Origin of the sequence: Neisseria sp. HMSC064E01 (genome assembly GCF_001808875.1) — a bacterium.
Taxonomy (GTDB): Bacteria; Pseudomonadota; Gammaproteobacteria; order Burkholderiales; family Neisseriaceae; genus Neisseria; species Neisseria sicca_A.
In genome coordinates, this window is sequence record NZ_KV794977.1 from 90,849 (window position 1) to 101,971 (window position 11,123).

Below are 11,123 nucleotides of genomic sequence, written 5' to 3' on the forward strand. Positions count from 1 at the left end.
TCGCCTTGTCCTGATTTAAATTTAATCCACTAGAAATACCGATAAAAAAGGTCGTCTGAAACAGAAAATCCGTTTTCAGACGACCTTTTAAAATCATTCGGTATTATTCGGCGTTGTTTTGTGCCACTTCTTCAGTTTCGGCGGCTGCGCCGACTTGTTCGGCTTCTACTGCCTCAGTTTGCGCTGCCTGTTTGGCTGCTTGGCGCTCGGCTTGTTCTGCCAAAGCCTGTTGGACAAACGGATGCTGTTGGGCGATGGCTTGTTCTTCCGCGCTGACTTCGCCTTTGAAGCGGTTGTTCAAATCAAAACGTTTACCACCTCGCGCCAAGGCTTTGAGGTAGCGGGGGCGGCGGCAATGGTTGGCGAGGACGCGGGCGATCAGGGCAGGATCGTATTGGGGCAACGCGGCAACAAGGTCTTGGTCGATGCCGACGGCCAGCGGTTTGAATCGTTTGAAGACGTCGTATTTGCCGTAGATGTGGTCGGCAATCATGTCGGTCTGTTTTTTCTTGCTCATGGTTTGGACGGCTGATTTCAAAGCTGCGCCCAAAGCGGTTTCTTGTGTCATGTCGTTTGTATTCCTCTAAAATAAAGCCGTGCGTTTCGCTATGGCACGGTAATGGCGGTATTTTAGTATAAAGCCTGTGTTTTGGCTAAGTTTTTTTGCGAATGTTCGATTGTAAATGTTTATTTGCGGACAGGCCGGCACACTTATCTTAATAGGCGTTGAGATAGGTCGTCTGAAAATGTTCGGCACAATCCGCCATGTTTGTTTTCAGACGACCTCAAGTGCGCAGATGAAGCGTTTCGTATTTTGCCGGCTGGCAAAGCAGGTTTGAAATGCCCATCCAATCTTTACTGGGCTTCTTTTTGCAAGAGCAGGCCGATTTTGCTGTTTTCGGTCTGTTCAATATTAGGCAGGATGTCGTCAGCAGTAAACGCTTTGCCATCATTACCCACGCTGCGCAAATAATAATGCGCATCGCCACTGCGTTCGTAATAAAACAATCGGAACGGTTCGGCACTAAAAGGCGTGTTGCTCGTATCGACTATAAATATCGGCTTGTTCGGTTGGGACTCTTGAAGCTGCTCCAGTGACTCCGGATAAGCGCCGTGTTGCAGGCGGTAGAATTCGATTTCGGAAACCAACGTAGACAAGTTATTTACCGCCAGTTGTTGCCTCAGTTCGTCGTACACGCCTCCACGCTGAACAAAGCCGAAATAAAACAATGCGCCGTATAGCGCGACAGTGCATAGCATTCCCAAGGAGGCAATCAAGGCAACGATTTTCGCTCCGCGTTTGCGCCATCCCAATATACTTAACACCAAAGCCGCTATACCGAAGAGCAAACCGATAAGCGGAATAAAGGAAAAGGCGGCAAGGACGTAGGCGGCGGTGTGGATTTTTGCCTGCGGCGCGGCGTGTGTGTGGTTTTCAGTATTTTCCATTTAATGTTTCTGAATATATAGCGTTAAGGTCGTCTGAAAAACACCATATCATAATATCATATGAATAGGCATTTTCAGACGACCTCTTTCGATTTTATCCGCACTATTTGGCAATATCGGGCGTATCGACAACTACGTCGGCATTTTGTGCGCGATGGCGTAGGGCGTGGTCGATGAGTACAAGTGCAAGCATGGCTTCGGCGATGGGGGCGGCGCGCAGACCGACGCAGGGGTCGTGTCTGCCGTGCGTAGCGAGTTCGACAGGGTTGCCGTTGATGTCGATGCTGCGGCGAGGGGTAGCGATGGAGCTGGTGGGCTTGATGGCGATGTTGACGTGGATGTCTTGTCCGGTGCTGATGCCGCCGAGGATGCCGCCTGAGTGGTTCGACAGGAAGCCTTGCGGGGTGAGTTCGTCGCCGTGTTCGCTGCCGCGTTGGACGACGCTGCCGAAGCCCGCGCCGATTTCCACGCCTTTGACGGCGTTGATGCCCATCATGGCGTAGGCAATTTCGGCATCGAGGCGGTCGAAAACGGGTTCGCCCAAGCCGACGGGGACGTTAGCCGCTTCGATATGCAGCTTCGCGCCGACGGAATCCAACGATTTGCGCACGCTGTCCATATAGTTTTCCAGCTCGGCAATTTGGCTTTGGTTGGCGGCGAAGAAGGGGTTTTTGGAAATGTGTTCGTAGCCTTCAAACTGAATTTCTTTTTCGCCGACTTGGGTGACGTAGGCGGTGATTTCCGTGCCGAATTTTTCTTTCAGCCATTTTTTGGCAACGGCTCCGGCGGCAACGCGGGCGGCGGTTTCGCGGGCGGAGCTTCTGCCGCCGCCGCGGTAGTCGCGCGTGCCGTATTTGTGCCAGTAGGTATAGTCGGCGTGGCCAGGGCGGAAGCTGGTGGCGATGTTGCCGTAGTCTTTGCTGCGTTGGTCGGTATTGCGGATTAAGAGGGCGATGGGGGTGCCGGTGGTTTTGCCTTCGAAGACGCCGGAGAGGATTTCGACTTGGTCGGCTTCGCGGCGTTGGGTAACGTGGCGGCTGGTGCCGGGTTTGCGCCGGTCGAGGTCGGCTTGGATGTCTGATTCGGTTAATGCCAGTCCGGGCGGACAGCCGTCGATGATGCAGCCCAAACCTGCGCCGTGGCTTTCGCCGAAGGTGGTAACGGTGAAGAGTTGTCCGAAAGTGTTGCCTGCCATGTTTCCCTCTATTGGTCATATGCTGAAAGATGACGGATTTTAGCATACAAAGGTCGTCTGAAATGCTTTCAGGACGCGAATCCTGCTATGGTGCGCCCCATCTCTATTGAATCAAATCCCAAGCAAATTTGCCTATGGTCAGACACAGCAACACCATAAATCCGTAACGCAGAAACTTGGTTCCGCCGCGTATCGCCAATTTCGCGCCGACCACGCCGCCGCACAAATTCGCCAGCGCAAGCGGGATTGCCCACACCCACACGACATGACCTTGCGGGATGAAAACCGCCAGCGCGGCAAGGTAGGTGGTGGAATTGATGACTTTGGCGGATGCGTTCGCCGTCAGGAAATCATAACCGTAAAAACGGACGAATACGAAGGCCAGCAGGCTGCCTGAGCCCGGCCCGAAGATGCCGTCGTAAAAACCGATGAGCGCGCCGAAGAGTAAGCCCCATAAGGTTTCGCGGCGCGTCAATTTTTTGGTGCGCACCGCCTGCCCCAAGTCTTTTTTCAAAAAAGTATAAAGGCACATGGCCACCATGATGACCAACATCGCCGGTTTCATGTAGTGCACGGGCAGATACGCCACGGCATTCGCGCCCAGATAGGAAGCGGCAAACGCCAGCACGGCGACGGGCAGCAGCATTTTCCACGGCAGGGGGATTTTGCGCAGGTATTGCCCCGTTGCAGTCAGCGTGCCGCATAAGGCAGCGAATTTGTCGGTGCCGATGACCGAAGCCACGGGCGTGGAAGCGGGCAGCAGGTTGAACAGCCCCGGTATTTGCAACAATCCGCCGCCGCCAACCGCCGCGTTCATCAGTCCGGCGCAAAATCCGGTGAGCAGTAAGAGGTAGAAAAAAGAATCTACGGGCATAGCACCCTCCCTTGAAAAATGCCGCCTTATCGGTGTCGCGCGATTGTGGCGGAATGCTATATGAAACAGGCAGTATTTTAACTGAAAACCAATCTGCGCAGTATTGCCGCCTATCCCATTTCAGACGACCTTTTCTTTTAGATTCAGTGACTCACATTGCGGAAGAGGCGTTCCTCCATTAGAATCCGCCCTTCCTTGTTTTCCCGCCCATAAGGCACGACTAGGGACAAAACCGTTTTCAGACGACCTGTTTGCCCCGATGCCGCAAAAGCGCAATGCCATCGACCGCTGACTGACTTTCTTTTCAGTTGCTTTAAAGATATAGTGGGTTAACTTAAAACAAGGGCGGCTTTGCGCTGCCCTGCCCTGCGTTTTATCCATCTGCCTAAATGATGCGTTTCAGCTCAGTTGAAAGAAACTCCGCAATGAAAGAACTAGACAAAACCGACCTGAAAATCCTGAAAATCCTTCAGCAAAATGCCCGCACACCCATGACGGAGTTGGCAGAAAAAGTCGGATTATCCACCACTCCGGTTACCGAACGCGTCCGCCGCCTTGAGCGCGACAATTTCATTACCGGCTATCATGCCCGCCTCAACCCGCACCAACTCGGGCAAAGCCTGCTGGTCTTTGTCGAGCTGAAGCTGCGTTCCAAATCGGGCAATATTTTTGAAGATTTCCGCCGCGAAATCATGCGGATTCCGCAAATTTTGGAATGCCACCTCGTATCCGGCGAATACGATTATCTGATTAAAGTGCGCCTGCCCAATATGGCGGCTTATCGGGATATGTTGGGCAATATCCTGCTGCACCTGCCTGCAGCAGCGGAAAGCCGCAGCTATGTCGTCATGGAAGAGGTCAAAGAAACGGCTGTGTTAGACTTAGAGTGATTTAACTACATTAAAAAAGGTCGTCTGAAAGTTTATAACGTTCAGACGACCTTTTTTCAAAATACCTTTTATACCAACGATAGAAACGCTATCAATCAAGAGGCTTTGAAAGCTTCAAACCCATCCCTTCCCCATCAAGCCCAAGCATTTCCCTACCAAACCCACAAACAAAAAAATGCACACATTCAATTGAATGTGTGCCAAGTCTACAAAGGAGAAATAGAGGAGAAACTATTAACTGACTACTCGAACCAGCTAACGAATCGGATTATCCATGAAAATAAAATTTTAGGCAAGTATTTTTCTTGTAAAGTTTCTAAATTAATTCATTGTAATATTTAAGCTGTAACTCTATTTCATTACTCTTAGCATGCCGCTTCCAAGCCTGCCCGACGAATCGATGTTAAAATACGCGCCTCTTTCATCTGCGAGTAAAACACATCATGACCGCCGCCATCGAACACGTCCAAGCCGCCGCCTTTGATTTGGACGGCACATTATGCGATTCCGTCCCCGATCTTGCCGCCGCAGCCGAAGCTATGCGCGAATATCTCGGCATGGAGCCGCTGCCCGCCAAAACAGTAGAAAGTTACGTCGGTGACGGCATCGGCAAACTCGTCCACCGCGTCATCACCAACGACCGCGACCAAGAAGCCGCGCCCGATTTGTGGGAAAAAGGTTTCGTGTTCTACATGAAATACTACCGCGACCACTTGAGCGACTTCACCCGCCCCTACCCCGAAACCGAAGCCGGACTGGCATTGCTCAAATCCCTGGGCATCCCGCTGGTGGCCATCACCAACAAAAACGAAATCCTCGCCGCCGAACTCTTGAAACAGCTTGGACTCGCCGACTACTTCAGCCTGATCCTCGGCGGCGACAGCCTGCCCGAAAAGAAACCCAGCCCTCTGCCGCTGCAACACGCCGCCGAAGTCTTGGGCATTGATCCTGCCAACATGATTATGGTCGGCGACTCCCGCAACGACATCATCGCCGCCAAAGCCGCCGGCTGCCTCAGCGTCGGCGTGACCTTCGGCTACGGCGACATGACCCTGCTCTCGCAAGACAAAGCGACCAAGCCCGACTGGATTATCGGTTCGCTGCCCGAAATCTACGAAAATCTGCAACCGAAAAAAGCGGAGGACGACGAATAATCAGTATCCTTGTTTTCAGACGACCTTTATTTCTGCTTCAAAAGGTCGTCTGAAAATAGAGCAGTGGAAATAAAAAGATTCGTCATTTCGCGCAGGCGGGAATCCAGACTTTAATTTTTCAGAATTGTTTAAAAGTTGTGTTGATTTCAAATCACTGGATTCCCGCCTGCGCGGGAATGACGGAATGAAAGTTTTTTATCTCCCACTATCTTGCAACCTGCAAGTCAGATTCAAGAATCTGACCTACGAATCAACCTTTTCAGACGACCTCTGCATGAAACCCCAAAAATCCCTGCGCGCCCGCGCGATGGACATTCTTTCCCGACAGGAAATCAGCCGTATCGGGCTCAAACGCAAGCTCGCCCCGTATGCCGAAAGCGAAGAAGAATTGGAAAACGTGTTAAACGAATTTGCCGAACGCAACTGGCAATCCGATCAACGCTACGCCGAAGCCTACATCCACAGCAAAAGCCGCCAACACGGTTCCCTACGTCTGAAACAGGCATTGACGCAGCAAGGCATAGACGAAACCCTCAGCCGCGAATTCATGCCTGACAAAGCGCACGAACTGCAAACCGCAGTCGCCGTGTTACGCAAAAAATTCAAACAGCCCGCCGCCGATTTGAAAGACAAACAAAAACAAGCGCGTTTCCTCGCCTATCGCGGATTCGATATGGACACCATCCACGCCGCGCTCAAAAGCAGTTGGGACGAAGACGATGTTTTTGAGTACGGAGAAAATTGAAACGCCCCGCTTGAATCTTCATGTCCATCGGCGTACCCTTACGCTTTTGCCAACCATTCACAACCGAGATAACCATGTCTGAAGAACAACGCAACACCCCCAATCCGCTTTTGGAAGACGAACGCAAAAACCCCGTTTACCGGCTCGGTCGGGCTGTCGCCGGATTTATGGTTATCGTATGGGCGGGCGTATTGGCTTTAGTGTTCTATTTAGTCTTCCGTTTTTGGTTAAACTAAATTTCTCACGCCTCCCATCCCATTTTCTACAACTGTTCTCACCTTGCAAAAAGGTCGTCTGAAAAATCGAATATCGATTTTTCAGACGACCTTTTCCAATTTATCAAAACGCATTTAAGTTCAGTCCCAACAACACCAGACAGGTTTAAAGCCATTCACAATAAATTGCATATCCGCTCAAATCACAGACATTCAAAACCAACCGGCAACAGCGTAAAAAAGATAAGTCATACCGCTCCACGCCCATTTACTTACGACAACCGCTATCCAACCCATCAACACCAGCACAATCAAACCGAAAAAATCAGGCAGATGCAGATAAAGCCAAGCAGCAACAGGTTTGCGCCAAAAGTCTGATTTTTGTTGCTTCTTCTCCAAAGCTGCGTGCATAAACGGGCGCTCCAAATGTATGTCGTAGTCGATGCCATACTCACTGCGCACATGCTCATTGATAACTTTCAAAGTACGGCGGCTCGGTTGCAAGAAAATATCGATAAGCGTACCGACAACAGGAATCATGCCAAGCACCATATCCGCAAAAGCAAGATATACGGCAGGACGCATTTTATGATCCGGCACGCCCAACTCCCGCCCCATGCGAAAAGCCTTCATCGTCAACAAAAGTCCGGCAATATCCCCTACAAAAGGAATCAGCGACAATATGGCATCAACGCCGACTCCCTGCTTGGTAAAAGGAATACAAAACAAACTATCCATAGTGTTGGCATATTTAGCCAACTCGCGTTCACGCCGGATGATTTCCTGACGTTCATAAGGTACAGGTGTGTGCTTCATTATGATTTTATTGTAGTGGGTGAATAAAATTTAGAGCGGTACAACGTCATGATCGTTTACGGTCATTCCCTATAAAAGCCAATTACAGTATGACCGTTTGTAACGCAAGGTCGTCTGAAAACACGGTTTCAAATATTGAAAACCATATTTCAGACGACCTTCAGTTCGCCGCTTACATTATTTGATTGGTTTTAAAGTTGGCAGAACGGTATCCCAAATAGCAAGGACTTCAGCTTCGCTGCGCTTCGTTCCGTCTTTCTTCTCGGTACCAAACTGCATCATGATGCGCGGATTGCCGCCGTCTCGCTCCCAAATCAACATATATTTGTTACCATCCCACTTGATCAGTTTTTCCGTACCCGACATGCCGTTAATGGTACGCTGGCCTTGGCGAATGGTGCGGTAGCCTGTGATTTTAAAGATTTTTGCCAATGCACTTTTTTCTGGAGCAATATCCCGTTGCAGCAGCGTGGGTTCGCCTTTCTCTAGCTCGTCACCATGCATGATTTCCAGATTCATATCATGTTGCTTGGCAAATCCGACAGTTGTATGCGCTGTAAACGGTTTTTTACCGTCATCCGCAATAAAACCGCCTATCAGGCAGATACCATGCCGATTCGGCACTTCAAATTCTTGACGCACACGTAAGTTATTCAGAAAATCTTGGCGGAATTTTTTCTCCATGCCATCTATCAATTCTTTCTCTTTGACTTTCCAGTTGGCAGGAGCTTTTTTATTCTCTGCAGGGATATAGAAAAAACTGCGTACGATATAGGCATCGTTATTATCTAGTTTAAAATATAAATTGGCTTCGTATGGCATACCGTCCTTCCCGATAATGTTTTCCCAATGAAATCCCCCTCGCGTTACCTGCATCATCGCCTGCCCTGGAATCAGATTACGGGTATCGACAACAACATTTGTTCCAGCTCTACCACTCTTCTTAAACTCATTGATATTCCTAACATTTCTATCCCAATCATTAAACATAACCATCACACTCCAACCGTTGTAATCAATGTGTGTACTGCCGTGACGGCGTTTTGAGGGCAGGCGTAATTGATAACGGCCGCTGCAATAGGGCTGTTCAGTCCAGTAGGCGGTATCGATAGATGAAGAAGCAGTAGTCATGGAGGGATTCCTTTCTGTAAGTGGTGAAATGGCAGGGGCGCATGCAGTAAGCAGGGAAACTGTCAGCAATACAGTAGCGGTCGGTTTCATCATAAACTCCTTTCAGGGATTAATCTTCCTGTCCTCGTAAAGCGACAGATTCTAAAACAGCAAACAAGGCATCATGACGGGTTTCATCAAAATTATATGAAGAACCATGCTCGTAACCACCCAAATTTTTATCTCCGGTTACCAATACATCTTTTTTATCAAAAAAGCCTTGGGTAATCGGCGCCTCTCCCGAAGCAGTAGGGACGGTACCATCTCCTCTGTCTGTCCTCTTTTTTTCAGTAAGATGAAGAAAGTAATCTTCATCCCTCAATTTTATTTTTACCGTTCCCCTAGGTCCGGAATCTTTAGGCTTAGTCAATACCGCCTCAATCAAATCTTGCTTAGTCAAGTCTTTGGGGAAATTCCTGTCACTTACCCATTTAATGGTATCCCAGGTGAGATGGTCTTTACTGTCACAAAAACTGATTCGGGTTTTATTGTCATCAGTCAAATAGTAAGTAGCATGTAAATTTTGAAATTCTATTACTTTAGTCAGATTGTTCTCAAAGATCTGAGTATCCGTTCTACCCTTTTGAAAAATAGTCTTTGCGCCATTCGGATTAAAATTGATGCGGTCTATCTGCTCTTCTTGTTGTCCGTCATTAAGATTTTTCGGCTTAGTCGGCCATAAACCAAACCATTTATCATGATTTTGATAGAGTTCCTCAGTATTGAAACTGAAGCGTATATTTTTCCCCTCATCATCTGCCACATGAAGCCAAGCATTGGGATCACTTACATTATCTCCACTAAAGCGGCGTGGAGTATAGTTTGGCCAAGGGGTCAGTTGCATGGCACCAGGCGAATTGAGCAAAATGGGTGAAGTTGCACGCGAAGTAAAACCCAATACCACAGCCAATCCCGCCTCTTTCAATGCACTCACCCATAGAGTCGGCATGAAGTATTCATAAAAACGACGCGGTGGCGGTTCATTACTAAATCCTGCCCTTAACCGTTTATAAAAAGCAGGCGAGCCCGTAGCGGGCATGACATTATGAAAAATACCGCAGATTTTATCAGCGTTTTTAATATCAGCCGGCTCATCACTGGTTGCTTGCTTTGCATACGCACGCGTTACCAACCCACCCATAGAATGGGTAAGAATCAAAAATTGTTCACTATTGCATTCTTCCAATGCACGCTGGATACGGCTATTCAAATCACTGCGACCAAAGGGGAAATTAGTACCATCCTCTTTTTCTGACTCCAAAAATTCTAGAGAATTAGGATGATACCCAGTCCCCGATTCGGCATTATCACGCAACCAGTTGTAGCCGCATATATAGACAGGAAACTGATAATTCACCACTTTTTTCAGCCATTCCGCCAACATTTTCTGAGCTTCAGCGCTAGACTCTTGTTCAGACAAAGGCTTTTTCAATTTTGGCTGCTCTTTGTCGCGATTGATGATATATCGATCTATCCTTGCCAATACGGCTTTCCAAGGCTGCGTATTTATTTTCTTTGTAACAAAATTCGCATAATCACTATCACTCAAGCCATTTGTTCCACTTTGATTTCCATTACTGGTTTTAGCAGCGTCTCGAATATCTTGAGCCAAATTATTCAGATTATTTTCTAAAAAAACCGCAAAATCTTGATAAGCATCGGCATTAACCGTTCCCCAGCCTCGAAAACGCAATTGTTCTTTGATTAACTCTTTAGGACGGGGTTTTCCATTTTCCCATCTTTCTTTCCATTCCTCATATTGCTTTTGCTCATCACGAATTTCCGAAGAATCAGAAGAAGAGCTTTTCTGCAGTTGCGCCATCTTAAGTTTGTGACGATGCTCACCGGCCTTTAAAATCTTATTTTTCAAACGTTCAGTATTAGTTCTTATAGGATTTTTAGGAAGATGTATTATCGGCCCTCGCCAATCGACAGCAGTCAATTCTTGATGAATTTCGCGATGACGTGCTTTTACCCTGCGAAACAGGCCATCTTTAAACACTGCGCCTATTGATTTTAATAGACCGTTTGGCGGCATCCATGACTTTTCTACTGTCTCCTTCTTGAGTTCCTCCCAATCCTTGTCCTGATTCTCCTCTCCGTTTTCAACATCTTTAGCCGGCTCTCCTGATTCAGATTTTTGACTGGGCTTTACCCAACCATTTCGATATAGCAGATTGGATCCCATAATACCGGGGAGAAGCATGATCGGCATATAGTGAGCAATCTCCATCTGGCATTTTTGCTGATCTTCCGTAGATGTCATCCTCGCTTGCGCGGTCGGATTGCCGTTTTTATCCAATGTCGGATTTAATTTAATGTTTGGGTCAATCATTTCTTCTTGTCCTTAGGCAAAAGAGTCAAGGTAAATTTTTCCATAGTAGAATCATTGCGCTGAATGCCGGTACTACCATTTGCATCCGTAGTCCCCCGTATTTTGGTACCGTCAGCACGTGTTAGAACAAATCGGCGGTTTGCAATCGGGCTTCCATTTAAAGTGGTAACGATTACTTCCTGATCAAATTTTGATTTAGGCATATCATTAAACATATGGCTCAAGCTATGCGGCCCAGTCACCTCCAACGGCGCCTTCACCCTAACCAGCTTCGGACTGC

The 11,123-nt window shown here is 48.1% G+C and carries 11 protein-coding genes and 1 pseudogene; 4 read left to right on the forward strand and 8 right to left on the reverse strand.

Features of this window, described 5'->3' with window-relative positions; genetic code table 11:
* Positions 1–103 precede the first annotated feature (103 nt).
* From HMPREF2572_RS12690 to HMPREF2572_RS12705, 4 genes are all read right to left on the reverse strand, one after another.
* Positions 104–568, reverse strand: coding sequence for a ProQ/FINO family protein (locus tag HMPREF2572_RS12690; protein WP_070498952.1), 465 nt, complete (start codon positions 566–568; stop codon positions 104–106).
* A gap of 287 nt (positions 569–855) precedes the next feature.
* Positions 856–1,449: a type II secretion system protein GspG gene (locus HMPREF2572_RS12695; RefSeq protein WP_070498953.1), complete on the reverse strand. Its 594-nt coding sequence runs from the start codon at positions 1,447–1,449 to the stop codon at positions 856–858.
* A gap of 103 nt (positions 1,450–1,552) precedes the next feature.
* Entirely contained in the window at positions 1,553–2,644 is a 1,092-nt protein-coding gene (gene aroC / locus HMPREF2572_RS12700; protein ID WP_070498954.1) for a chorismate synthase, read from the reverse strand.
* 103 nt (positions 2,645–2,747) lie between these two features.
* Positions 2,748–3,518 carry a sulfite exporter TauE/SafE family protein gene (locus tag HMPREF2572_RS12705; protein WP_070498955.1) on the reverse strand — a complete coding sequence of 257 codons (771 nt, stop codon included), beginning with the start codon at positions 3,516–3,518 and terminating at the stop codon, positions 2,748–2,750.
* A gap of 425 nt (positions 3,519–3,943) precedes the next feature.
* On the opposite strand from HMPREF2572_RS12705, the gene HMPREF2572_RS12710 reads away from it, so the two are divergent.
* From HMPREF2572_RS12710 to HMPREF2572_RS14690, 4 genes are all read left to right on the forward strand, one after another.
* On the forward strand, positions 3,944–4,408 hold the full coding sequence (locus HMPREF2572_RS12710) for a winged helix-turn-helix transcriptional regulator (RefSeq protein ID WP_003764370.1): 465 nt from the start codon (positions 3,944–3,946) through the stop codon (positions 4,406–4,408).
* 443 nt (positions 4,409–4,851) lie between these two features.
* A complete protein-coding gene (locus HMPREF2572_RS12715) occupies positions 4,852–5,562 on the forward strand; it encodes a phosphoglycolate phosphatase (protein WP_070498956.1) in 711 nt (236 codons plus the stop codon).
* A 274-nt stretch (positions 5,563–5,836) separates the two neighbouring features.
* Positions 5,837–6,307 carry a recombination regulator RecX gene (gene recX / locus HMPREF2572_RS12720; RefSeq protein WP_070498957.1) on the forward strand — a complete coding sequence of 157 codons (471 nt, stop codon included), beginning with the start codon at positions 5,837–5,839 and terminating at the stop codon, positions 6,305–6,307.
* Positions 6,308–6,381: 74 nt separating this feature from the next.
* Positions 6,382–6,543 (forward strand): hypothetical protein, encoded by a 162-nt coding sequence (locus tag HMPREF2572_RS14690; protein WP_168161792.1) that lies wholly within the window; start codon positions 6,382–6,384, stop codon positions 6,541–6,543.
* A gap of 192 nt (positions 6,544–6,735) precedes the next feature.
* Here HMPREF2572_RS14690 and HMPREF2572_RS12725 read toward each other — a convergent pair whose 3' ends face one another.
* The 4 genes and pseudogenes from HMPREF2572_RS12725 to HMPREF2572_RS14970 form a co-directional block, all read right to left on the reverse strand.
* Complete coding sequence (locus HMPREF2572_RS12725) at positions 6,736–7,338, reverse strand: DUF4112 domain-containing protein (protein ID WP_070498958.1); 603 nt, start codon at positions 7,336–7,338, stop codon at positions 6,736–6,738.
* A 177-nt stretch (positions 7,339–7,515) separates the two neighbouring features.
* Positions 7,516–8,469, reverse strand: a complete 954-nt coding sequence (locus HMPREF2572_RS12730) for a T6SS immunity protein Tli4 family protein (protein ID WP_246827826.1) — start codon at positions 8,467–8,469, stop codon at positions 7,516–7,518.
* A gap of 109 nt (positions 8,470–8,578) precedes the next feature.
* Entirely contained in the window at positions 8,579–10,843 is a 2,265-nt protein-coding gene (locus HMPREF2572_RS12735) for a lipase family protein (protein ID WP_070498960.1), read from the reverse strand.
* Positions 10,840–11,123, reverse strand: a pseudogene (locus HMPREF2572_RS14970) (type VI secretion system tip protein VgrG); the annotation flags it as partial. The pseudogene HMPREF2572_RS14970 and the gene HMPREF2572_RS12735, both read right to left, overlap by 4 nt.

Excerpts from the sequence above, each read along its gene's own strand:
- HMPREF2572_RS14690 (WP_168161792.1), top strand. The coding sequence starts at position 6,382 with ATGTCTGAAGAACAACGCAACACCCCCAATCCGCTTTTGGAAGACGAA.
- HMPREF2572_RS12725 (WP_070498958.1), bottom strand. The coding sequence starts at position 7,338 with ATGAAGCACACACCTGTACCTTATGAACGTCAGGAAATCATCCGGCGT.
- HMPREF2572_RS12695 (WP_070498953.1), bottom strand. The coding sequence starts at position 1,449 with ATGGAAAATACTGAAAACCACACACACGCCGCGCCGCAGGCAAAAATC.
- HMPREF2572_RS12690 (WP_070498952.1), bottom strand. The coding sequence starts at position 568 with ATGACACAAGAAACCGCTTTGGGCGCAGCTTTGAAATCAGCCGTCCAA.
- HMPREF2572_RS12705 (WP_070498955.1), bottom strand. The coding sequence starts at position 3,518 with ATGCCCGTAGATTCTTTTTTCTACCTCTTACTGCTCACCGGATTTTGC.
- HMPREF2572_RS12735 (WP_070498960.1), bottom strand. The coding sequence starts at position 10,843 with ATGATTGACCCAAACATTAAATTAAATCCGACATTGGATAAAAACGGC.
- HMPREF2572_RS12730 (WP_246827826.1), bottom strand. The coding sequence starts at position 8,469 with ATGACTACTGCTTCTTCATCTATCGATACCGCCTACTGGACTGAACAG.
- aroC (WP_070498954.1), bottom strand. The coding sequence starts at position 2,644 with ATGGCAGGCAACACTTTCGGACAACTCTTCACCGTTACCACCTTCGGC.
- recX (WP_070498957.1), top strand. The coding sequence starts at position 5,837 with ATGAAACCCCAAAAATCCCTGCGCGCCCGCGCGATGGACATTCTTTCC.
- HMPREF2572_RS12710 (WP_003764370.1), top strand. The coding sequence starts at position 3,944 with ATGAAAGAACTAGACAAAACCGACCTGAAAATCCTGAAAATCCTTCAG.
- HMPREF2572_RS12715 (WP_070498956.1), top strand. The coding sequence starts at position 4,852 with ATGACCGCCGCCATCGAACACGTCCAAGCCGCCGCCTTTGATTTGGAC.